The 23,323-nt window shown below is 35.4% G+C and carries 18 protein-coding genes; 11 read left to right on the top strand and 7 right to left on the bottom strand.

What is annotated here, in order from left to right; all coding sequences use genetic code 11:
- Positions 1-17 precede the first annotated feature (17 nt).
- From accB to ACFFU9_RS09160, 4 genes are all read left to right on the top strand, one after another.
- Entirely contained in the window at positions 18-509 is a 492-nt protein-coding gene (gene accB / locus ACFFU9_RS09175) for an acetyl-CoA carboxylase biotin carboxyl carrier protein (RefSeq protein WP_379861124.1), read from the top strand.
- Positions 510-592: 83 nt separating this feature from the next.
- A complete protein-coding gene (gene accC, locus ACFFU9_RS09170) occupies positions 593-1,945 on the top strand; it encodes an acetyl-CoA carboxylase biotin carboxylase subunit (protein WP_379861123.1) in 1,353 nt (450 codons plus the stop codon).
- A gap of 84 nt (positions 1,946-2,029) precedes the next feature.
- On the top strand, positions 2,030-2,737 hold the full coding sequence (mtgA, locus tag ACFFU9_RS09165) for a monofunctional biosynthetic peptidoglycan transglycosylase (RefSeq protein ID WP_379861135.1): 708 nt from the start codon (positions 2,030-2,032) through the stop codon (positions 2,735-2,737).
- Positions 2,715-3,176 carry a hypothetical protein gene (locus ACFFU9_RS09160; RefSeq protein ID WP_379861121.1) on the top strand — a complete coding sequence of 154 codons (462 nt, stop codon included), beginning with the start codon at positions 2,715-2,717 and terminating at the stop codon, positions 3,174-3,176. The genes mtgA and ACFFU9_RS09160 overlap by 23 nt, the downstream gene beginning before the upstream one ends.
- 3 nt (positions 3,177-3,179) lie before the next feature.
- Here ACFFU9_RS09160 and ACFFU9_RS09155 read toward each other — a convergent pair whose 3' ends face one another.
- The 3 genes from ACFFU9_RS09155 to ACFFU9_RS09145 are packed head-to-tail and all read right to left on the bottom strand — an operon-like array spanning position 3,180 to position 7,930.
- Positions 3,180-3,611: a PH domain-containing protein gene (locus ACFFU9_RS09155; RefSeq protein WP_379861120.1), complete on the bottom strand. Its 432-nt coding sequence runs from the start codon at positions 3,609-3,611 to the stop codon at positions 3,180-3,182.
- 53 nt (positions 3,612-3,664) lie between these two features.
- On the bottom strand, positions 3,665-5,098 hold the full coding sequence (locus ACFFU9_RS09150) for a DUF5689 domain-containing protein (protein ID WP_379861119.1): 1,434 nt from the start codon (positions 5,096-5,098) through the stop codon (positions 3,665-3,667).
- A 12-nt stretch (positions 5,099-5,110) separates the two neighbouring features.
- A complete protein-coding gene (locus ACFFU9_RS09145; protein ID WP_379861118.1) occupies positions 5,111-7,930 on the bottom strand; it encodes a carboxypeptidase-like regulatory domain-containing protein in 2,820 nt (939 codons plus the stop codon).
- A 131-nt stretch (positions 7,931-8,061) separates the two neighbouring features.
- On the opposite strand from ACFFU9_RS09145, the gene ACFFU9_RS09140 reads away from it, so the two are divergent.
- Entirely contained in the window at positions 8,062-9,120 is a 1,059-nt protein-coding gene (locus tag ACFFU9_RS09140; protein WP_379861117.1) for an endonuclease/exonuclease/phosphatase family protein, read from the top strand.
- A 127-nt stretch (positions 9,121-9,247) separates the two neighbouring features.
- On the opposite strand, the gene ACFFU9_RS09135 is transcribed toward ACFFU9_RS09140, so the two are convergent.
- The 3 genes from ACFFU9_RS09135 to ACFFU9_RS09125 all read right to left on the bottom strand — a co-directional run bounded on the left by ACFFU9_RS09135 (position 9,248) and on the right by ACFFU9_RS09125 (position 12,328).
- A complete protein-coding gene (locus ACFFU9_RS09135; RefSeq protein WP_379861115.1) occupies positions 9,248-9,799 on the bottom strand; it encodes a hypothetical protein in 552 nt (183 codons plus the stop codon).
- A 321-nt stretch (positions 9,800-10,120) separates the two neighbouring features.
- On the bottom strand, positions 10,121-11,599 hold the full coding sequence (locus ACFFU9_RS09130; protein ID WP_379861114.1) for a histidine kinase: 1,479 nt from the start codon (positions 11,597-11,599) through the stop codon (positions 10,121-10,123).
- Between the two features lie 6 nt (positions 11,600-11,605).
- Positions 11,606-12,328 (bottom strand): LytR/AlgR family response regulator transcription factor, encoded by a 723-nt coding sequence (locus ACFFU9_RS09125; RefSeq protein ID WP_379861113.1) that lies wholly within the window; start codon positions 12,326-12,328, stop codon positions 11,606-11,608.
- A 294-nt stretch (positions 12,329-12,622) separates the two neighbouring features.
- Here ACFFU9_RS09125 and ACFFU9_RS09120 point away from each other — a divergent pair, with 294 nt between their 5' ends.
- The 5 genes from ACFFU9_RS09120 to ACFFU9_RS09100 all read left to right on the top strand — a co-directional run bounded on the left by ACFFU9_RS09120 (position 12,623) and on the right by ACFFU9_RS09100 (position 17,529).
- Entirely contained in the window at positions 12,623-14,206 is a 1,584-nt protein-coding gene (locus ACFFU9_RS09120) for a T9SS type A sorting domain-containing protein (protein WP_379861112.1), read from the top strand.
- A gap of 112 nt (positions 14,207-14,318) precedes the next feature.
- Complete coding sequence (locus ACFFU9_RS09115; protein WP_379861111.1) at positions 14,319-14,846, top strand: outer membrane protein; 528 nt, start codon at positions 14,319-14,321, stop codon at positions 14,844-14,846.
- Between the two features lie 46 nt (positions 14,847-14,892).
- The gene (locus ACFFU9_RS09110; protein WP_379861110.1) at positions 14,893-15,597 is read left to right on the top strand and encodes a lipocalin family protein; all 705 of its coding nucleotides are present in this window, start codon (positions 14,893-14,895) and stop codon (positions 15,595-15,597) included.
- A 28-nt stretch (positions 15,598-15,625) separates the two neighbouring features.
- Entirely contained in the window at positions 15,626-16,867 is a 1,242-nt protein-coding gene (locus ACFFU9_RS09105; RefSeq protein ID WP_379861109.1) for a hypothetical protein, read from the top strand.
- Positions 16,868-16,950: 83 nt separating this feature from the next.
- Complete coding sequence (locus ACFFU9_RS09100) at positions 16,951-17,529, top strand: hypothetical protein (RefSeq protein ID WP_379861108.1); 579 nt, start codon at positions 16,951-16,953, stop codon at positions 17,527-17,529.
- Between the two features lie 66 nt (positions 17,530-17,595).
- Here the strand turns inward: ACFFU9_RS09100 and ACFFU9_RS09095 are convergent, their stop codons facing one another.
- Positions 17,596-21,690, bottom strand: a complete 4,095-nt coding sequence (locus ACFFU9_RS09095) for a hybrid sensor histidine kinase/response regulator transcription factor (protein ID WP_379861107.1) — start codon at positions 21,688-21,690, stop codon at positions 17,596-17,598.
- A 404-nt stretch (positions 21,691-22,094) separates the two neighbouring features.
- Between ACFFU9_RS09095 and ACFFU9_RS09090 the strand changes: the two genes are divergently transcribed.
- Complete coding sequence (locus ACFFU9_RS09090; protein WP_379861106.1) at positions 22,095-23,312, top strand: glycoside hydrolase family 88 protein; 1,218 nt, start codon at positions 22,095-22,097, stop codon at positions 23,310-23,312.
- Positions 23,313-23,323 lie beyond the last annotated feature (11 nt).

Raw genomic sequence — 23,323 nt, 5'->3', positions numbered from 1 at the left:
TTATTAATAAGCGAATTATGGATATCAAAGAGATTCAAAACTTAATCAAGTTTGTAGCCAAATCTGGGGCTAGTGAGGTTAAATTAGAGATGGATGACATAAAAATCACCATAAAAACAGGGTCAGATTCTGAGACAACTGCCATTCATTACACACCAGTGGCACCTCAAATGCCTCAAGCTGTTGCGCCAATTTCACAAGAAACGCCAGCACAAAAAACGGAAACAGCAAGTGTAGTTCCTGCTCAAGAAGCAGATGAGAATTCAAAACTTATTACTATAAAATCACCAATAATCGGTACATTTTACAGAAAACCTTCTCCAGATAAACCTTTATTTGTTGAGGTGGGGCAAACCATTGCAGAAGGTGATGTACTTTGTGTTATTGAAGCCATGAAGCTTTTCAATGAAATAGAGTCTGAGGTTTCAGGAAAAATCGTTAAAGTTTTAGTGGACGACTCTTCTCCTGTAGAATTCGATCAGCCATTATTTTTAGTAGATCCATCATAACAATTTAAAATTCCAATACACAAATCCCAAAAACCAATTGTTGGAATTTGGTGCTTGGAAAGTGAATTTTTAAAAATAAAGTTATGTTTAAAAAAATATTGATTGCCAATAGAGGAGAGATAGCGCTTCGTGTTATCAGAACTTGTAAAGAAATGGGCATTAAAACCGTAGCAGTATATTCTACAGCAGATGCGGAAAGCCTTCACGTTAAATTTGCAGACGAAGCAGTTTGTATAGGGCCACCATCAAGTGCACTATCCTACTTAAAGATGTCTAATATTATATCGGCTGCAGAAATTACCAATGCCGATGCCATTCATCCAGGTTATGGATTTTTGTCAGAAAACGCTAAGTTTTCAAAAATTTGTGAAGAGCATGGTATAAAATTTATTGGTGCTTCACCAGAAATGATAGAAAGAATGGGCGATAAGGCGAATGCCAAAGCGACCATGAAAGCTGCAGGAGTGCCTTGTGTGCCTGGTAGTGAGGGAATCATCAAGTCTTTTGAAGAGTGCGAAAAAGTAGCTAAAAAAACAGGATACCCCGTTATGCTTAAAGCTTCTGCCGGTGGTGGAGGAAAAGGGATGCGTGCTGTTTTTAAAGCTGAAAATCTAAAAGAAGCATGGGATTCTGCCAGACAAGAAAGTAGAGCTGCTTTTGGAAATGACGATATGTACATGGAAAAACTTATTGAAGAGCCACGACATATTGAAATTCAAATTGTAGGTGATTCTACAGGTAGGGCATGCCATTTATCAGAAAGGGATTGTTCTATACAGCGACGCCACCAAAAATTGACCGAAGAGACCCCATCGCCATTTATGACAGATGAACTTCGAGAAGCCATGGGAAATGCTGCCGTAAGAGCTGCTGAGTATATTAAATATGAAGGTGCTGGTACTATTGAGTTTCTAGTAGATAAGCATCGAAATTTCTATTTCATGGAAATGAATACCCGTATTCAAGTAGAGCATCCTATAACGGAACAGGTGATAGATTTTGACTTGATACGTGAACAAATATTAGTGGCAGCAGGAGTGCCTATTTCAGGAAAAAACTACACTCCGAAACTGCATTCTATCGAGTGTAGGATTAATGCTGAAGATCCTTTTAATGGGTTTAGGCCTTCTCCAGGAACGATTACGACATTGCATGCACCAGGAGGACATGGTGTGCGTTTGGATACCCATGTATATGCAGGATATACCATTCCGCCAAACTACGATTCCATGATTGCAAAATTGATAACCACCGCTCAAAGTAGAGAAGAGGCTATTAGTAAAATGAAACGTGCCTTGGATGAGTTTGTTATAGAAGGCGTTAAAACCACCATTCCGTTCCATAGACAATTAATGGACCATCCTGATTATATAGCGGGTAATTATACCACTAAGTTCATGGAGGACTTTGTTATAGACAAACAAAAAGAAGAATAAAACCTAAAGACTCCGAAATTAATTTCGGAGTTTTTTTATGTTTCAAAATTAATTTAAAAAAAAATAACCGCGTATATGAAATTAATGAAACGCTTTTTTAGATTTTTACTTAAAGTGGTTTTTTGGTTTTTTTTAGCCTCAATAGCGCTGGTTTTTTTGTACAAATGGGTGCCTGTGCCTATAACGCCACTTATGGTTATTAGAAGTGTAGAACACTTTCAGGAAGATAAGGAAATGGGTTATAAACACGATTGGGTACCTATTGAAGCTATTTCTAAAAATCTGCAATTGGCTGTTATATGCAGTGAAGATCAAAATTTTTTAAACCATAGCGGCTTTGATATTAAAGCTATTGAAAAAGCTATGGAATATAATAAAAAAGGAAAACGTACGCGAGGTGCCAGTAGCATCAGTCAGCAAACTGCAAAAAATGTTTTTTTATGGCCCCAACGCAGTTGGTTTCGAAAGGGCTTAGAAACGTATTTTACATTTATAATAGAGCTCGTTTGGTCTAAAGAACGGATTATAGAAGTCTATTTGAACAGTATTGAAATGGGGAATGGTGTTTATGGAGCAGAAGCAGCATCTCAGCATTGGTTTAAAAAATCGGCAATAAAATTATCGCGGCAGGAAGCTGCTGCTATTGCCGCTATTCTTCCCAACCCCAGAGTGTATAGGGCACATCCTGCAACGCCTTATATTCAAGGGCGAAAAAATTGGATTTCCAGACAGATGGGGTATTTCGGACCGCTTGATTATAGCAAAAACCATGAAAAAAAACTTAAAAATTAAAGAGGCACTCTATGCGTGCTGTTTAAATTATTTGGATTGCAGGTTTCAATCGGTTCAAAACACTATTGAGGATATTCAAGAAGCTTTACTTTCTGAAACTAAAAGTAGTGCGGGAGATAAGCATGAAACCGGGCGGGCCATGTTACAGTTGGAGCGTGAAAAGGCAGGTCATCAACTTTCCGAAATCAATAAAATTAAAATGCATTTTTCTAAAATCAATGTTACTAAATCCTCAAGTGTTGTTGGTTTAGGTAGTGTTGTATATACCTCAAATGCGCATTATTTTATTTCAATAAGTGCTGGCGAATTTTATGTTAACGATTTGGCATTCTATGCTATTTCCCCTCATACTCCTATAGGATGTTTGTTAATGGGAAAAACGATTGGGGATATAATAGAATTTAGAACACAAAAATTTATAATTGAAGACGTCTTTTAAAGCTTAATTCTCTGTAATTTTATTTATTATTTTTGGGTTTATATCGGTTAAGGCTTTTGCGAACATTATTTTATCCTTAGGCGAAAGAAACACTTCCTCAAAATTACCATATGCAATGGCAATACGATCAAAAGAAGGTGCTGGAGAAGATAGTAAACTATTGGTTTTTTTGATCGATTTTATTTCCGATATTAGAATGGTTTTATATACCAGAAAGCCACATTTTATTTTAAGTTGGCCGTTTTCTATTTTGTATTCCGTTTTCAAGCATACATTTAATATAAGGGCATATATGAGTATTAATATGCCCATAAGGATATAAAAACCGTCGTGGATACCATTCATTATAAAGCTGAGCAATAATGGCAGAAAAAACAAAACAAATAGGATGCTTAATAGGCCATAGGATATTTTAGATTTATATGTTTTTGCCATGATGTGTGTGTTATGATATTAAATATTACTATTTAAAATAAACTCATAAAGGACTATGGGGCATAATCAATACGGACTTCATCTAACTCATAAATACCATCAAACCCCTCTTGCCCGCTACCTGTATACTTAAAGGCGATATGCATCGTTCCCGTAGCACAAGATAGATCTACGGAACCCGAATTAAACCAGGGGACAAAAGAATCTGTATCTTTTACAATATATGCAGCAGAAAGCACCCCCCATGTGGCGGTACTAATATGGGGGGGAGTGCCATCCCAATCTAATGTATACAATACTTCAAGAAAACTACCGTCTGCTAAACTGTTAGAGGTTTTAAAACGCAGGATTTCGCCACTTTGATTGTCTAAGTTAATGGCAGGGGTAATAAGCCATCCTATATTACTATCATCGCCAGAGCTAGAAGATCTAAAACGCGCAGATCGGCCAAGTGAGGCATTAGTTGCCGTAGATGAGTAGGCTTCCCAACTCACACTGCCAGACTCAATATAATTGGTCCAACCATTGCCTTCAATGGGGGTGTTGTTTTTTTGGGATTCAAAATTCTCATAAAATAAATTTGAAGTTCCAATACGATCTGCTAGACCACAATCGAGTTCTAAAGGATCGCAGCGTTCATTTTTAAAATGGATGTTTGAAGTGCTGTTGATAATAAACACATCGAAATCATCGCGAAAATCTCTAGTGAGAATGCCTTGAATAGTGCCTTTTCCCGGTGGAACCAGCAAGGATTTAAAATCTGAAAATGTGCTGGTTTGTAGTATGGTGGAAGCTCTGGTGTGGCAGTTCTCTATAACTCTAAAGCCATCAAACTCATCAAAGCTTTCACCGGCAAACGTACGGCCTAATTCATGTCGGTTCACCTGCATGTCATGAAGTTGAAGGAGTGTGTTTCTATCTTTTTTGGTGATTTCAAATAAGCTTGTGGTTTTTGGTGTTAAGGTTGCAACCTCGGCACTCCTAATAATAATGTTCTGATATTCTGATGGCTGAATTTGTTTTATGGTATTGGCATCACCTTTACCTATGGTTACCACACCATTAGAGAGCCCGATGCTTAGCCCGTTCATTTTAACATATACTTTTCTTCCAAATTCGAACGTGGTATACAGGCTATTGGCGTTGATTTCAATTTTTAGACCTAAACGAGGATCATCAATAGGGTCGCTATCATCGGTCTTGTTTTGAATGATCAATGTTTTAAAGAAATTGCCGGCCTGATCACTGGAAATAACATAACCTTTAATGTATAAGTCTTGTTCATCTTGTATTTGGATGGTGGTGCTTCCATTTAAAACGGCTTGTTCGTAACGCGATATAATGGCTTGAAATGTGGTGATATGGGCCTCTGGGATATTAGGGTTTTTAATACTGATATCCGGACTATTATAATCGTCGTCCTGAACGCAAGAAAGCATGCCGAGCGTGACTACTGCAATTGCGGATAGTTTTTGTATTCTATTCATAGAAATCATGTTTTAAAACCTATAGTTTAAGTTTACAAAATAGGTGGCACCTCGCCCATACCAATATTTAGAACCAAACACGGGTTTGTCTAATGCTTTATCGCGTTTTAATTCTCTATAGTTTGCGTTTCGTCCTTGCTCAAAGCCACCAGTTTTATGTATTTCATCCAAAAGGTTGTTTACGCTTGCAAAAAAACCAATGTAATTTTTTCCTAACTTCCAAGACTTGCCTCCAGTAAGATTTATAATCATATAGTCCTTAAACTTCTCTTGCTTAAGTAGCTCTTGCGCGATACTTTCATCATAATCATTAAATACTAAGCCATCAGCATCTGTAGTAAAATTAATGCTCCTGGTTAAAGGACTTACATCAATATATGTGTTTTTGAAAATGTTTGCGGTAGCGCCAAACCACCAATAGTCTGGGTTTCTGTATTCGAACCCTACAGAGTAGGCCGTTTGGGGCCCAGCGGCCAGTTTGTAGTGTTTTAAATTGGATGTTCCGATGTAAACATTTGTGAAATCTTCAGAAGATAGAAATAAATTGGGGGTGTTATTATAAGTATATTGCCCAATAGCGGCGACTCCTTTAAGCTTTAATGTTGCCGTTATATCTGCTTCCATTCCAAATTCCACTCCCATATGTTTTTTTTGAATGCCTTGAAGAATCTCTTGGATGAAATTGGCATTTCCATTGAAAGTAGAATCTTCAAAAGCATGGATGGCTCCAATTCCATCGGCAAAAAAGAAAGCAACTTCATTGGCGTCTTTTATTTGGGTATAATAGGCGGTAAGCTTTCCTCTTATTATAGCTGTTCTATAAACATAATTAGCATCGAAAGACATTATTTTTTCTTCTGTAATATGCGGAACAATATTATGGTTTTCTCTGGAATTGGAGTAGGTATTTTGAATAGACGGTGCTTTTGAAAGATAGCCTAAATGCATATCAAAAATATGCTTTCCAGAAGGCTTATAGGTAATACCAGCTTTGCCTCCAAAGCCTGTAAAACTGATTTTCTCTCCTTTCCCTAGCGAAGCATTACCAGGGAATGATCCGTTTTCAAACACCCCCTCTCTTAGGTATCGTGTATGATTGGTAGTGCCAGAAATAAAAAAGTCTATAGTGTTGTATTTAAACTGTACTTGTGCATGGCTGTTAATGCTATGGGCATATATATTATAGTGGTACTTGAATTTTTCGCCTTCTTTAACCATTCGATTTGGATTTAATAAATCATTTTGAATGGCCTCTGGATTGTTCTCAAAATCATCTGCAAAGCCATCCACATCTAAATAACCGTTTGCACCTAAAAGATCTATAAGCTCTGCAAAATTTTCAGATTTTAATTGCTTGTAATTGAAGCTGGCCTGAAATTGTGTATGAGTATTTAATGATGTGTTTAAAATGGAGTTTAGGGTGAGTTGCTTATCGATAACCCTATCGTCATACCATGCATAAATGGCATTTCCACCCCGGTTGGTATTGGTTATGTTAGCGTTATAGAGCGTGTTCCAATGAAGTTGCCCGTCTTTTAAAAATTGCTGTTGCGCTACATAGGCGTAACTCAAATCATTGGGAAATTGGCGTTCAAAATAACTTGGTAATTTTTGATAGTAACTCGGACTAGGGTTGGCGCCTCCACCTTCTGGAAAGCCGTTTACTAAATCTGTTCCCGTGTAATCTAGTCTGCTATTCCTTAATGTCCCGAATTGGTAAGCAACATTGGTGTTTACAGCTGTTTTATTATTTAAAGCCCAATAATGGTTTAACATTACAATAGGTTCTTCTACTTTTTTAATTCTTGAATTTCGTTTTTCTCCATCTTGCCAACCCCAATATTCGTTATATGTAATTCCTTTTAAATCGTAAACCTCTTGCGTATTGGGCGATGATTTTCCTCGTCTGTTAGGGGCGTAGATTCCTGTAAAATTTAAACTGTGTTTATCGTTAAGCTTTTTTTCTGTGGCTATAAAAAAGGAATTGGAATCGTATAATGTGGCATCTTGGTACCCTTCATTAGCCCAGCGCCTTCCTAAAGAGAGGGTGTATGCCCAATTGTTTTTTAGCATTCCGGAAGCATAACTCGCCATGAGCCTATTGGTGTAGCTCCTATTCGATGATGAATATGTGATGCGGGCACCTGCTCGGTATTGACTGGCTCTGGCAGTAATGTTGGCTGTTCCTAATACACCACCAAAATGATAATGGGAGGGCCCTAATCCCGATGTGAGTTCTTGGTTACGCATTACATCGTTAAGTCCGCCCCAATGGCTCCATTGCGGTCTGCCGTTATAGAGTTTGTTCATTTCGATACCATTAATTAGCACCGAGCTGTTTTCGGAATCCAAACCACGTAATCTAAAAAAAGAAGCACTAAACTCGAATGCCGCTGTTCGCTGGAATACATCTAAAGAGGCTTGTAATAAACCAGAAATATTATCGGCCCCGCCTATGTCGTCATCCAATTCATCGTCGGTTAATGTAATGGTGTATAAGTCGGCCCATTTAGACGTGTCCACGGCCAAAGTCATGTCTAATATCTCTATAATTTGACCTTCATTGATCACTATAGGATATCGCTTTGTAATATAACCTGTTTTTGAAATTTTTAAAATCTGTTCTCCTAATGGTAATGCTTCTGAAAACATAAATTGACCTAAAGCATCGGTTTGAGTTATCAATATTGTTTTTTCAATAGCAACGGAAACATCGGGTACCGGATTAAAAGAAAGATCATCTTTCACATCTCCTTTAACAATGGTTTTTTGAGCAAGGGCAGATGTATGGCTCGTTAGTGCGAATATGAATACAAATACTAGTAGCTTCATGTAGGTTAAAAATTACTATAATTAATCATAAAATAATTAGAACTGAAAGTATTTGGATGAAATATTGGAATAAATATATATTTTTGGTTTGAAATATGCAACTATAAATCAATATCTTACAAAAAAATAACATGAAACACCTTACATGTGCACTTGCTTTCTATATGAGTATGATGATGTGCAATCTGAATGCCCAAGAAAATAAAATATATAAAATACATACGATTGCTTTTTATAATCTAGAAAATCTATTTGATACGATTAATGACCCCAATAAATTTGATGAGGCCAGCCCAATAATGGAATTAAAAAGCAGTCGTTCTAAGGCTTTTAAAAGTAAAATACAGAATATGGCGCGTGTTATTGCAGATATTGGATTTGAAGTCACTAAAAATACGCCCGCCATTCTCGGTGTTTGTGAAATTGAAAACAGAATGGTATTAGAAACACTTGTTAATGACTCCTTATTACGACATAAAAATTATGGTATTGTGCATTTCGACTCTCCCGATGTTCGTGGGATTGATGTTGGATTATTATATCAAAAACACCTTTTTTCTCCTTTACACACAAGTAGCCACGAACTTAAAATTTATGATGAAGACAAACGGGTCTATACACGGGATCAATTACTGGTAAGTGGTTTGTTGGAAGATGATTTAATACATATTATTGTTAACCATTGGCCTTCTCGTAGAGGGGGAGAAGCACGCAGCAGACCCAAGCGAGTGGCAGCGGCAAAGTTAAATAAGCATATTGTAGACTCGTTGCAAAACGATAATCCTTATGCCAAGATCTTTATTATGGGCGACTTGAATGACGACCCTATAAATGCTAGCGTAAAGGAGGTTTTAAAAGCTGAAAATGAAAAAAATAATACCGTATTAAAGGGGTTTTATAATCCATTTGAGATTTTTTATAAAAATGGCCTAGGAACAACAGCTTACAGAGACGCTTGGAGCTTATTTGATCAGATTCTTATATCAAAACCTTTACTAGAAAAAAACTACGATTCTTTTCGGTTTTATAAAGCGGGTATTTTTAATAAAAATTATTTAATAAGTGCTACAGGAGCCTATAAGGGCTATCCTTTTAGGAGCTGGTCTGATGGTGGTTTTTCAGGAGGTTTTAGTGATCACTTTCCTGTTTATATGTATGTGGTTAAAGCAGCGTCTCACGAAATAAAATAATAGGAATATCCACATGGAATATTTAAGCTAACAATAACTCGATATTTAATGTGGATACACTTTAGTTGCTTTGTATAAAATGTTCCAGAGCGAACAAGTTTTGATAAATAAATACCACCAAGATGGTTTATAGATCGAAGGTATAGGCAACACGAAGCATTAACTGCGCATAGCCATTATCGATTTCATTATTTTTAATGATAGGGAAATCTTTTATAAACTCATATCGCAAACTGATATCGGCATATTTTGAGGCATAACCAACACTTGGAGAGAAAATCATAGAGTTTTTGTCATAATCTTTGGTTGCGGAAAAGGCACCACCTATTTCACCCATGACATAAAATTCATTTTGAAAAAGAAATGTTTTGTATCCCACTTTTACAGGAACATAAGCAAAGTTTACGGCATCGTCTTTTACGAGTAAGTTTTCATCCTTTACCAACAGCGTATTGTAGCCCACAGTAAAAGATAGTGAATATGATTTTGAAATACTATATAAAAGCCTAACATCGGCCCCTAAATTAAGGTCGTAAGGGTCGTTAAGCGGTAAACCAGCACTTAGGCCTGTGGCTAATTTAAAGTGTTTTTTGTAATCGTCTGTAGGGTCTTGTGCCAATGCAGATTGGGTATAGCTAAAAGCACATATTAAGACTATGATGCGTGTTATATTTTTCATGGGTTACTTTGTATTACATTTTGTTTGATTAAAAATGAAAAACACTCCTCTTTAAGTTAAAATAAAATTGGTATTAATTTTAATGTAAAAACAGTGTTTAAATTTCAATGTACAAAGATGCAGCACATATGCCGTGTGTACATTACATCATATTTGAGATGTTTTATACAATTCACATTTTTAAATATTATAATAAAAGCACGATGAGAAATACTATAAGAAGAGGGCCGAAGTTTTTGTAAGCACCATGCGAAAGCTCATGATACGGCCAGTACTTTGGGGTTAAGTCCTTTGGTTAATTAGGGGTAATTGAAAAGACATTTAATGAGTTGGGGTGTTACGGAAAATGAATTCAATTTCGGTGCCTTCCGGTGCTCCGGTTTCATTTTTTAAATCGTGAATCTTAAATGTATAATCAAGATGTCGCTTTTGGTTGAAATGTGTAAGGCGCTCTTGAGTAATTTTTAAGCCAATAGACTTCTTTTTAAATAACTTTCGGCCCTCCTCGCGTTGTTGCACTGCTTGCCGCCCAATACCATTGTCGCGAATTTTTAAAATTATGGCGTTTTCTTCCTGGAAAAAAAGAAGATCGATCCATTTTTCGCCTTCTTTTAACATTAACCCGTGCCAAATAGCATTTTCTATAAAAGGCTGAAGGATCATGGGAGGAATTATGATGTTTTTGATGTGTATATTTTCAGGGTTTTTAATGTTTAGGTTTATTTTTTCTTCAAAACGAATGTTTTCAATGTCTACATATAATTTCAATATGGCGAGTTCTTCGTGTAAAGAAATGGTGTCTACCCGAATGTTTTCTAAAATAATTCGAATGAGTTTTGAAAACTTGTTTAAATAGTGTATGCCTTGTTGTTTGTCGTTTTCAATTAAAAAAACCTTGATGGAGTTGAGCGCGTTAAAAATAAAATGGGGGTTCATTTGGCTTTGTAACGACACTAAATGTAGGCGATGAATCTCATCTTCAAATTTAGACTTTAAACTGGAGAGGCGTTCTTGCTCTGCTTTGGTGGTTATGGTTAGTATTTCGCGTTCCTTTTCTTTTAATTTTTTTTCCAAAACTTGATTTTGAACCTCTTTTATGTGTTGATTTTCTTTTGATTTTTCAAGCAGCGCATGATTTATTTGTTTAACCTTATACGCTAAACCAAAAGCAAATACAAATTGTTCTATATAAACCCCTGTGTAGAAAAGCGCAAAGGAGTCTAGGTTAAAAATACGATACCCTAGAATGGGAAGAAAAAGGGCCATCATGGCCAAAACAATAAAAACACCCCCTCCTGTAATAAAAAAATACTTTAACCTTCCTGGAAGCGAAAAAGATTTAACAAGTGTATAAATTGCAAAGCAAAACAAGATGGGCACAAAAATATAAATATAGAAAAAATCGAAAACGTCGGGCTTATTTAATATAATACCATAAATAAACACCAGTGTGCCAAGCGAAAAGGCGAGCCCCACAACCTTAACGATAAACTTGTTAAAGTTTGGGAGGTGTGTTTTTATATCTAAAAAATAAAGAAAAAAGATAAAGTAAGCGCAATTGTAGATTACTTGAGAATACCAACGTAAGGTTTTAAAAGGTGTGGTGTACAGCTGGTCGCGCCACAGAAAATCATAAGGGGTAACCAGAATAAAATAAAAAAGCAGGAAAACCGTATAAATGCCATAAAATAAAAAGCTTTTTTCCCTTGAAAAGTATCCAATAACCAAGCTCATAATGCAAAGGACAAATAAAGCCGTTACCATCAATTGCCAGAAAAAAAGTGTTGGGGCAAATTCCATAGGCCATTAAATTTTATCTAAAAAAGCAGATTTTTTGTTTCGCGACACAGGTATTTTCTTTGAATTGTCAAGAATAATATAACCGTCTGTCTTTAAGTACTCACTAACCCGTTTTAAGTTTATAACATAACTGTTGTGTACTCTAAAAAAATCAGAGGCTGGTAAAGATGCATGAATTTCTTTTAGTTTTTTGGAAATAAGTAACGGCTTTTTATCATCCATATGGATTTTACAATAATTCCCATCCCCTTCACAATAAATTATATTTTCAGGGTCAATAAAAAGCAGCTTGCCCTCAATAGGAATAGCAATACGTTTGTTGGTGTTAGCTCGTAAACGTTCTTCTAAAGCATCATAAGTGCGTTCGTTTTTTTTATTGGCTTTTAATTTTTCAATCGTTATGATCAGATCTTCGGAATCGATAGGTTTTAATAGATAATCCATAGCATTTTCTTTAATAGCCTTAATTGCATATTGATTGTAGGCCGTTACGAAAACCACACAAAAGAGCCGTTGCTTAAAATGATCTAAAAATTGAAAGCCATCCATACCGGGCATTTCTACATCTAAAAACACAGCATCTGGGTCGTTGTGCTGTAAATAGGTAATAGCCTCTTTAGGTTTGGTGAACGTAGCCATAATCTCCACATCTTTACAATAGTTGTTAATTTCCCATTCTAAGCTTTTTATGGCTTTAGGTTCATCGTCTATGAGGATTATTTTAATCATAAAATTAGGAATTGAATAATAGGGCGTAATCTAAAAATTATTAAAACTACTAAAAATTTATCCCAATGGACATGAAACTGTACAGATGGTTATAAAAACCTTGTATTTGGCTCAAAACTATTGGTTTGTAGTAGCCATATCGTTTTATGTAAAAACAGCATTTACCAATTACATTAAAAATTAGACCTGTTATAAGGTGTTTAGCGCCGTTTACATATTGCGCTATTGGGCATCAACTGTTTATCCTAATATTTGTCTGTGTATAAATTTCAATTTGTATATAAACCCAATATTATGAAAAACCACTACATTTTTTTAATTCTTCTTTTTTCGCTATTAACTTTTGGATATGCACAGCAGGCAGGTACCCTAGACACTAGTTTTGGGGTAGATGGAACAGTTACAACTAGTATTGATAATGGAAGCGATGGCAATTATGGTGGGGACGAAATATACGCTATTAGCCTTCAATCTGATGGGAAGATTATTGTTGCAGGAGGCGCAGGGACGTCCTCTTGGTATTTGCAGCGTATTGTGGCGCGTTATAATAGTGATGGAAGCTTAGATACAAGTTTTGGCTCTGGTGGAAGTGTTTTGCACGGAGATGAAGGTACTGGAAACGTTTTTCTTGCATCTGTGGTACAGCCCGATGATAAGATTGTAGCTGTGGGTAGATATAAAGATAAGTTTACAGTTAGTCGGTACTTGATCGATGGAAGTTTAGATAGTAATTTTGGTGTGGGAGGTATCGTAAATACGGATGTTGTAGAACATAATGAAGATAATGCTTTTGCTGTAACGCTTCAATCGGATGGTAAAATAATAGTTGGGGGCAATACCTATGATAACTCTCAAGTTCCACATTCCATGAATTTTGCTTTGGTACGGTATCATTATGATGGCACTTTAGATACAAGTTTTGGTGCTAATGGAAAAGTAGTAACAGATTTTTATGGACAGCAAGACGGTATCCATGCTTTAGCCATACAACCCGATGGACGAATTTTGGCAGCAGGTTTCGGAGTTAAAGAAAATGAAGGACGTAATTTTACGATTGCGCGCTATACTACCAACGGAAGCTTAGATACCAGTTTTGGTACAGGAGGAAAAGTTGATACAGACTTAATTTCAGATGGTTGGGGTACGCCGCAAAGTGGTGAGGAAGAAATACATTCTATTTTTGTTCTTAATGATGGAAAAATACTCGTAGGAGGTAGTACAAATTCAGAAAGGCAACAGCTTGCGCTAGCAAAATATCATACAGATGGGAGTTTAGACTCCAGTTTTGGGGACAATGGTATCGTTAAAACAGAAACCTTAACCAAAACAGCGATAGCACTTCAAGACGATGGAAAGATTGTTGCCACAGGCTTTACAAGCAAACCTGGCCATGGAAATGGGTTTGGAGTCGCTCGCTTTAATTCTGATGGAAGCTTAGATACCGGGTTTGGCGATAATGGAGAAACAGGTACGTCTATTGGAGATAGGAGAGATCATATTTATGCATTGGCCATACAGCCCGATGGAAAGATTATAGTGGCTGGTGGTGCAACAAATATGGGGAAACGGGGCGCTGTTACCTCTTTTGCGGTAGCGCGTTATCACGGAGGAGAAAGTCTTGGCATAAACGATGTTACGGATACTACATGGCTCCGTGTTTTTCCTAATCCGAGTACGGGCCGTTTTTCTGTTGAAACAGATCGTTTGGTTTCAAATGTGAGCATTACCAATATGCTTGGGCAGGAAGTTGAGCACTTACAATTTTCATCAGAAAAGAAAAATTTTACCATGGATTTGAGTCAAGAAAGAAAAGGCCTTTACCTCCTTACATTAAAAGGGGCAAAAGGAACAGAGACCAAGAAAATTGTCCTGCATTAAGGGGGTGAAAACTGGAAGACGGTCTTAAGTCTTTTAAATGCCACTCTTGCGTTACCTGTAGAAAATAATTCTAATAATTTATTATAAATCAACACCTTAAAACTAATTTATCATGAAAAATCAAAAATTAATTATTGCAAGTTTAAGCTTATGCTTTTTTAGCTTAATGCTATCCAAAGTAAATGCCCAAGATATAAATACCCGAATTGGAGGGATGGTTGCCTATGGAACCGAAATTGAAAATATTGGTATTGGAGCCAATGCTGAATTTGGAATTGCAGATAAATTGAGTATTTCACCAAGTTTTATTTATTATTTACCAAAAAATGAAGGCCCTATTAAAGTAACCTGGTTTGAACTTAATGCGAATGCCAATTATTATTTTGTACAGGATGATCAGTTTGATTTTTATGGATTGGGCGGTTTAAACTACAGTAGTGTTAACGTAAAATATGATGATTCCGCTTTTGGTGGTTTTGGTAGCAACGCTAGTGCTAGTGACGGTCGTGTTGGCCTTAACCTTGGAGTTGGAGGGAATTTGAACACGGGTGGTAGCATCACGCCTTTTGCAGAGCTTAAGTATGTTATAATTGATGGCGGCCAACTTGTGCTTGCTGCTGGAGTACGGTTTAATATTTAAAACACCATTACACATAATTTATTAAACGTCCTAAAATCTTATAAAAATGAAAACTAATTTAATTCAAATAAAGAGTATTGTTTTTATAATACTCTTAAGTCTCGTTATAACCAATTGTAGTAGCGATGATGCTGTACAAAATCAAAACCCTAATCCTTTTAGTTTAATGGAGGTAGGAGACGGAAATGCCCCTATAAGCTTGTTGCCCCAACTTAATTGGGAAGCGGCTGTAGACCCAGATGGCGATACAATAACCTATCAAGTGTTTTTAGGAACAAACAATCAACCACAAACCGCTATTGCAGCTAATTTAGGTGTGAATACTTTAACGCTAAATGAAGAATTAACACCTGAAACTACTTATTATTGGATGGTTGCAGCTAAGGATTCTAATGGGAATATTACCGAAAGTGAAGTGGCTTCATTTGTTACTCGAAATAAAAACACCTCAGAAAGTTTACTTGGTAAATGGTTTTACGATAGCATAGAAGGTGAAGAACCCTTGACTGAATGTTTAAAAAAAACATATATTTTCTTTACAGAATACGACCTTATAAAAATAAAGGAGTATGGGTATAAGAATGAAGACTGTATTAGTGAAGAGTCTGCTGCTACCTATAGATTGATTGAAGATCATCGAATAGAAGTTAGTATAAATGGCACAACTTCAACCTGGGAAATTCTATCTATTACAAATACTACATTTATAATAGATACGGGGCATAATAATATCAGTTTTATTAAAGCTTGATATTTTTTTAACATTAAAACAATTCAAAATGAAAAACCTACAGATTACATTAAAACCTTTAATTTTTTTACTTGCTCTTGGCATCTCCTTTACTAGTTGTAGTAGTGATGATAGTGAAGGCGAAGACGCTCCAATTGCAAACGTACCTCCAATTGAGTTAGACTGTAATTACTTCAGTTCAGGGAATATTCATCTAGAAAATGTGCCAGGAGCTTCCGTAGATTATATTATAAGTTGTGATCCAAAAATTAAAGGCGATATTCTTATAGACGCTGGTGTGGTTATTGCATTCGAGAAAAATGCAGGGCTACAATTTATCGATGATGCAAATTATAAGATTGAGATGAATGGTACAGCTGAAGATCCCATTATTTTAACGGGAACAGAAAAAAATAAAGGGCATTGGAGAGGTTTATTAATGACCAGTGATAACCCCTCTAACATTATGAGCCATGTAACCGTTGAGTATGCGGGGCAAATTCGTCCAGGTGGCTGGAACTATAAAGGCGCTGTTATTGGCTCTTGGGGAGGTGTTATGGATTTTGATAATTGTACCATTCAAGAGTGTCAAGAAATAGGACTACATTGGGTGGGATATGCATCTACTTTAAACATTTCTAATTCAACCTTCACAAAAAATGATGTACCTATTGTAACGAATCCAAACTATATCAATTCTATTGATGAAACGAGTACTTATAAAGGCAATGTAAATGATTATATTCTGTTAGAACGAACAGATGTTAATAAAGATATTACATTTCACAATATTGATGTCCCATTTTTTTCAAATGGATTTAAACCTAATAATGATGCTAAACGTAGATTTACATTTGCACCAGGTGTGACATTAATTATGGATGCAGGAAGTGAAATTCGTTTTAGTAATGCGTTCTCCTATCAGCACGAAACTATTATGGTAGGTACAGCGGATAACAGAATAACTATTAAAGGAAAAGAAGATGTTGCTGGGTATTGGAAAGGCTTGAGTATTGAATCTAATAGCCCCTTAAATGAAATTGGGTATTTGGATATTTCTAACGCAGGACAGACTACGGGCTATCCAAACGGCGCTATAAAACTAGGTTATAAGGATTATTTAAAAATCCATGATGTCAATTTTATTAATTGTACAGAATATGGAATGAGTATTAATTATTACTACGGTTATAATTTCCATCTTGAATATAGCAACTTGACTTTAGATAATACGCCCAAGCTTTTTTCTGATTGGCTAGGCGCAGAAGTAGTTGATCCTTTTAACCCTTAAAAGCTAAATTTTTTGAACCTGTAACCATTAGAAATGAATACAGGTAGTATGTAAATAGCAAATAATATATATAAATTTAACACATGAATATTTTGACACTTAATTCTCAACATTTAAAATTATTGTTTCTTTTTGTAGGCCTATCATTTGCAAGTTGCAGTAGCAATGACGATGATGCAGTAACAGATCCTGATAATAATAAAAACCAAAACGCTTATAGTTTTACTCTTGCAGATAATACGTATTCTAACTCTTGGGATTTAGAGGAAGAGTATGATGACGGAGCTATATCTAGTATTTATAGAGAAAATGAGGATGGCGATAAAGGCATATCCATGACTTTATCTGATCAAAAACATGAGGTTGTTGTGAGTGCTGGTTTAAGTTTGGAAAATGGACAACCGCTTCCGTTAGCAGATCTTTCTGATGAGTGGGATATTGACTCTACAGCTTCTTCAATCATCATTATTATAGAAGGTGTAAATTATATTTCTACATCTGGTACAGCAAAATTGTCGAATTTAAAAACTACCATGATTATAGGAAACACCGGAGTAGCTAGTTATAAGTTGGAAATAGACGGGTTTTTTGACAACCCTAATACTGCAAAACAAGAACAAATAAAAGTTAAAGGAACGTTTCAAGTTCAATCAGGGTTTTAGTTTTTTTCAGAGTTAAAAATAAAGCAGCAACTCATTTTATATGAATTTGAGTTCTGCTTTATTTTTTTAATTAATGGATGTTTTGCTGTTCTTTTCAGAATACTTTGTAGAAGATATGCCATATTTTTTTTTAAAACATTTTCTGAAATAACTAACATCTTGAAAACCTACCTTATAGCTTACTTCATTTACGTTGTAATTATTTTGCTCTAAAAACTTTGCAGCGGCCGATAACCTGAAATCCCTTATAAATTCAACGGGGCTTTTGCCAGTAATTTGCTTTACTTTCCGGTATAAATGAACCCTGCTAATACCTAAATCTTTACCTGTTTTATTTACATTTAAATTAGGATTAGTAATATTATCCCTTATATAATTAGATAATTTTTCTAAAAACTCCTCGTCGGCTGAGCTGTTATTTATCTCAGAGTCTTCCAATAGTATCTTTTTCCTAGAATAATTTTTAATATGTTTCATGGAGTGTACCATGCTGCTTATTTTTGATTTTAAAACATCTATGTCAAATGGCTTGGAAATGAAATCATTGGCACCGGTATCATAGCTGTCTAATTCTACAGAAGACGTGGTTCGTGCTGTAAGAAGCAGTATGGGAATATGACTTGTTTTAGAATCGGATTTTAAAATTTTACATAATTCAAGACCTGTCATTATGGGCATCATAATATCAGAAAGAATGATGTCGGGTTTTTCTTCACGGGTTTTAGTTACTCCAACCTCTCCATTTTCTGCAGTGATAATATTATATTCAGGGGAAAGCGTTTGGCTTAAAAAATTCCGTAATTCTAGGTTATCTTCCACAATAAGTATCGTATGCGTATGCTCTTTTTTAATAACTGCCGTTATGGGTTTGTTCGTAAAGAAGCTGTTATCTTCTATTGGAGCATTGGTTTTAGACTTATCTTCAGCGGTATAAATGTCATCTAAAGAAAGGCCTATAATAAATTTGGTGTGTTTCTTCAACTTGCTTTTAGCCACGATATAGCCTTTATGCACTTCTATAAGGCTTTTGGCTATAGATAAACCAACTCCCGATCCAGATTGTGTTTGGTCAATTTGGTTTTCTTCTTGAAAAAAACGATCAAAAATATGATCTAAGGTTTTTTTGGAAATGCCGTCACCAGAGTTTTTAATATGAATTTCTATAAAATTAGTCTCATGTTTAGCCGGTGCAGGTCTATATTGTAATTCAACTGTAATCTTGCCTCCATCAGGTGTGAATTTAAAGGCATTAGATAGGAGGTTGTATAATACTTTTTCTATCTTATTCTTATCAAAAAATAATATGTCCTGCTCTACTTTCGATATAAAAGTAAATTTGATTGCCTTGGCCTTGGCAAGCTCTTGAAACGAGAACATAATTTCTTTTATAAACGGTGAAATAGGTTCTTTGGAAAGACGGAGGGATACCGTATTTGTTTCAAGTTTTCTAAAATCCATTAATTGATTTATTAACCGCAACATAAGATTTACATTCTTTTTTATTAGCAGAAGGTGGTTGTGGGAATCGTCTTGGTTATTGGATTTTTTAATGAGTTCTTGTAAAGGCCCGTGTATAAGGGTTAAGGGCGTTCTAAAATCATGAGAGATATTTGTAAAAAACTTTAACTTTAATTGACTTAAGTCTTCTATTTGTTGCTTCTCCATTTTTTCCAACTTTAAGTTGTTTTCAAGGTGGAGCTTTATTAAAAAATACTTTCTAATAATTAAAAATATGATAAATGTAAGAAGAAAGTATGCCATATAGGCCCAAGTTGTAAGCCAAAAGGGAGGACGTTTTATGATTTTTAAAACAATGGGCGATTTACTCCAGACACCGTCGTTATTGGCTGCCTTTACTCTAAAAGTGTATTCTCCAGCAGATAAGTTTGTATAGGTTGCAGAGCGCTTATTGTCTACGTAATTCCAATCGGACTCTAGACCTTCCAATTGATAAGCATATTGATTTTGCCCTAGATGTGCATAATTTAAGGCAATGTAGTCTATAGTGAATATGTTTTGGTCGTGTGAGAATGTAATAGTCTTAGTGTCGTTTATTGGAACTTTAAGCAGGTTGTTTTCATCGTTTGGCACGACTTGTTTATTGGCGAGCTTTAAACCTGTTAACCTTAAAACAGGGCCCACTGGGCTGTCTAATATGTCGTCTGGATTAAAGCTTATAGCCCCATTGAACCCCCCAAAAAACATATTGCCATTAGAATGGTTAAGCGAAGAGTTTGTATTGAATTCTTCTATGGGAAGTCCGTTTTTTGGTGTGTAGTTTTTAAATTTTTTTGAGTTTGTATCAAATTTAGAAAGACCACTGGGCGTAGAAATCCATAAGTTTTTATGGCGGTCCTCTTCAATTTGATATACAATATCATTAATAAGGCCATCGCTTACTCTAAATTGGGTAAACGTGTTTTCTGTTTGGTTTAATAAATTTAAACCGCCTCCATAGGTGCCTATCCATAATTGTTTTTTAGAATCTTCAAAAATATCATATATTGTATTATGGCTTATGCTTTGGGGGTTGTTCGGGGCATTTATATAATATTTGATCGTTTCGTTATTGATTAATAAGAGTCCATTTTGTTTCGTGCCCATCCAAATATTTTTTTTAGAATCTTCAAATATTTTGGTAATGGATATATTGTTGTCTTTTAGTTGAACCTTACTGATTTTATTAGTTTTTGGGTTGAATACATTAAGGCCATTTTCTGTTCCAATCCAAATGGTTCCAGAATTGTCTTCGGTTAAAGAAAGAATACTATTGTCACTTAAGGAGTTTGGGTCGTCTTCATTATTTAAAAATTTCTTTATTTTTTTAGATTTTAATTCTAAAACCAACAAGCCGTCCAGGTGCGTTCCAATCCATAAATTTTGGTTTTTGTCAATTAAAAGAGATTTAATGGTTTGTGCATTAATGCTGTTGCCATTAAACTCGTGTATTCTGGAGAAGGATTGGCTTTTGATATCAAAATAATTTAGTCCGCCGCCCTCAGTACCTACCCAAACATTTTTTTTGGAGTCTTCAACCATAGCACTTACAACGTTATAGCTTAAACTGTTTTCTTTTGCTGCATTATGTTGAAAGTATTTAAACTGTTTCGACTTGAGGTTGATAAGGTTTATCCCCCCAAAATAGGTGCCTGCCCATAAAAATCCAGTAGCATCTAAGTATAAAGAGCGTATGGAGTTTTGGCTAATAGTGTTTGTGTTTTGGTCGGAGTTTTTATAAACTTCAAATGTTAAATTTGTAGTGTTTAGATAATTTAAACCGTTATATGTAGCGATCCATAGGTTGTTCTTTGTGTCGAACAAAAGTTCTCTTACACGATTGTTCGAAAGGCTGTTGCTACTGTTTTTATTATGTTGAAAATGGCTAAAAGAGCCGTCTTCATTTAGTAGAGATATACCGTTGTCTGCCGTTCCGACCCATAATTTATGATCTCTGCTCTCGGCAATAGCTTTTATATCATTACTTCGTATAGAGTTAGGGTCTTTTGGGTGGTGCTTGTAAGCAGTAAATTGCTTGTTTTTTTTATTTAATTTATTTAAACCATTATATTTTGTGCCTATCCAAATCGTGTTTTTTGAATCTTCATAAATGGTATTTACTACGTTTCCACTAAGGGAGTTTGGGTTGTTAACAATGTAATGAAACCTTTCGAAATTATCGGTTTCTTTTTTTTTCAAATTAAGACCATTCTCTGTACCTACCCATAAATCTCCATTTTCACAACTTAAAATGGAAAGGATTTTGTTGTTAGAAATAGAATGGTTGTTCGTAGAGCTGGTGGTGTAAACTTTAAAGGTTTCCGTGCTTCTGTCAAAAGAATTTAAACCATTGTCTGTACCTATCCAAAGGATCCCTTCGTTGTCTTCTTTTATAACCGTAATGAAATTGTTGCTTAAGCTATTTGAGATTAAGTTATTATGCCTAAAAACTTTAAAACTATACCCGTCATATCTGTTTAGGCCATCTCTAGTGCCAAACCACATAAATCCTTTTGAATCTTTAAAAATAGCCATAACTCCATTTTGGGATAAACCGTCTTTAGCAGAAAGGTGCGTAAATGAAATGGTTCTGTCTTGAGAAAAAGAATGTATGCACAAAACAAATAGTAAAAAGGATAAGTACTTAAGTTTAGTTTTTCTCATAATGCTATAAATGAAGTGAGGGTGCGAGTGTGGCCTGAGGCTGTTACAAATGTACTTAATATATAGAAAAAGCTTATGGTGTTTTTTGCAACATGTAACATCTGTCCTTGGTATTGGTAACCTTGTGATGGTTTTTTTTTTGCAGAATCTGTATCGATGTGGTTTTTTCTTTAAATGAAGCTTATCAAATTCTTATAGTACTTAAGTGGAGCCGTATTGTTTTTTTTAAATTAGGAATAAGTAGGAGTGTTTCTTTTATACTAGTGCGTGTTGATAAAAAAGGGTTTAGGGATGTATCATCTCTCTCTTGTTTCGGTAACATTCAAAGGTGCCTATTCTTTTTATGACATTTACTTTTACGGCATATTAATATTTAATTATTTATTGAAAAAACCTTTGATTCCATGAAAACACAAACTCTTATTTTATTATTGTTAATGATAGGCCTGTTCAGCAGTTGCAAAGAAGGTGACAAGACACAAAAGGAATTTACTTCTAACGTAATAGATATAGCCGCAAAACAATACGAGGTTTTATACGATTCTATACAAGCGAAAAAAGGTGAAAAATTTTATATACCCAGAGCCATTAAAGATGGGAACATTAAATATGCTCAAGCATACGATTGGACCAGTGGTTTTTATGCAGGAAGCTTGTGGTATTTGTTTAAATTGACTAAAGATGATAAATGGAAAGACCGGGCGATGGATTACACCACACGCTTAGATTCTGTACAATATTATACTGGAAATCATGATATCGGTTTTATGATGGAAGCCAGTTTTGGAAATGCTATGAAGCTTTATCCCTCTGCCCAATACGATTCTGTAATTGTGCAGTCTGCAAAATCCTTAATGACGCGGTTTAGGCCGAAAGCTGGGATTATTCAGTCTTGGGAGCCTATTGTCCACTTTAAAGAAGGTATGTGGGAATGCCCTGTTATTATTGATAATATGATGAATCTTGAGTTGTTGTTTCATGCCACTAAAATAACAGGAGACTCCATTTATAGAAACACCGCCATTACACATGCAGATAATACCATTAAAAACCATTTTAGAAGCGATTACAGTTCTTATCATGTTGTCGATTATGATGTTGAAACTGGTAAAGTGTTTAAAAGAACTACGCATCAAGGATTGTCGGATGAGTCGGCATGGTCCAGAGGTCAAGCTTGGGGGTTGTATGGCTATACCGCTATGTATAGAGAAACTAAAGACAAGAAATATTTGAATCAAGCGATTAAAATTGCAGATTTTATAGAAAATCATCCAAATATGCCCGAAGACTTAGTTCCATATTGGGATTTTGATGCAGAAGTTACGCCTACAACAAAAAGAGATGCCTCGGCAGCAGCCATTATCGCTTCTGCATTATTGGAGCTGCAAGAGTATGTTTCTAAAGAAGATGCGGATAGGTATATGAACTGGGCAAAACAAACATTAAAAAGCCTAGAATCGCCCGCTTATCTTGCAACAGATGGTACTAATAAAGGCTTTATTTTGAAACATTCCGTTGGCACCTTGCTTTATGGTGTTGAGGTAGATTCTCCTTTAAACTATGCCGATTATTATTTCTTAGAGGCTTTGGATAGGTTAAGAATGTTAGAGGGAAACATATAATAATGACCATT

This window comes from Mariniflexile ostreae (genome assembly GCF_042427585.1).
Taxonomy (GTDB): Bacteria; Bacteroidota; Bacteroidia; order Flavobacteriales; family Flavobacteriaceae; genus Pseudalgibacter; species Pseudalgibacter ostreae.
Note: the sequence above shows the minus strand (reverse complement) of the source record. Positions and strands in the feature narration are given on the sequence as shown.

Coding starts and splice junctions, on each gene's coding strand:
- ACFFU9_RS09145 (WP_379861118.1), bottom strand. CDS start 7,930: ATGAAGCTACTAGTATTTGTATTCATATTCGCACTAACGAGCCATACA.
- ACFFU9_RS09115 (WP_379861111.1), top strand. CDS start 14,319: ATGAAAAATCAAAAATTAATTATTGCAAGTTTAAGCTTATGCTTTTTT.
- mtgA (WP_379861135.1), top strand. CDS start 2,030: ATGAAACGCTTTTTTAGATTTTTACTTAAAGTGGTTTTTTGGTTTTTT.
- ACFFU9_RS09135 (WP_379861115.1), bottom strand. CDS start 9,799: ATGAAAAATATAACACGCATCATAGTCTTAATATGTGCTTTTAGCTAT.
- ACFFU9_RS09140 (WP_379861117.1), top strand. CDS start 8,062: ATGAAACACCTTACATGTGCACTTGCTTTCTATATGAGTATGATGATG.
- ACFFU9_RS09125 (WP_379861113.1), bottom strand. CDS start 12,328: ATGATTAAAATAATCCTCATAGACGATGAACCTAAAGCCATAAAAAGC.
- ACFFU9_RS09120 (WP_379861112.1), top strand. CDS start 12,623: ATGAAAAACCACTACATTTTTTTAATTCTTCTTTTTTCGCTATTAACT.
- ACFFU9_RS09090 (WP_379861106.1), top strand. CDS start 22,095: ATGAAAACACAAACTCTTATTTTATTATTGTTAATGATAGGCCTGTTC.
- accC (WP_379861123.1), top strand. CDS start 593: ATGTTTAAAAAAATATTGATTGCCAATAGAGGAGAGATAGCGCTTCGT.
- ACFFU9_RS09105 (WP_379861109.1), top strand. CDS start 15,626: ATGAAAAACCTACAGATTACATTAAAACCTTTAATTTTTTTACTTGCT.
- ACFFU9_RS09160 (WP_379861121.1), top strand. CDS start 2,715: ATGAAAAAAAACTTAAAAATTAAAGAGGCACTCTATGCGTGCTGTTTA.
- accB (WP_379861124.1), top strand. CDS start 18: ATGGATATCAAAGAGATTCAAAACTTAATCAAGTTTGTAGCCAAATCT.
- ACFFU9_RS09150 (WP_379861119.1), bottom strand. CDS start 5,098: ATGAATAGAATACAAAAACTATCCGCAATTGCAGTAGTCACGCTCGGC.
- ACFFU9_RS09095 (WP_379861107.1), bottom strand. CDS start 21,690: ATGAGAAAAACTAAACTTAAGTACTTATCCTTTTTACTATTTGTTTTG.
- ACFFU9_RS09130 (WP_379861114.1), bottom strand. CDS start 11,599: ATGGAATTTGCCCCAACACTTTTTTTCTGGCAATTGATGGTAACGGCT.
- ACFFU9_RS09155 (WP_379861120.1), bottom strand. CDS start 3,611: ATGGCAAAAACATATAAATCTAAAATATCCTATGGCCTATTAAGCATC.
- ACFFU9_RS09110 (WP_379861110.1), top strand. CDS start 14,893: ATGAAAACTAATTTAATTCAAATAAAGAGTATTGTTTTTATAATACTC.
- ACFFU9_RS09100 (WP_379861108.1), top strand. CDS start 16,951: ATGAATATTTTGACACTTAATTCTCAACATTTAAAATTATTGTTTCTT.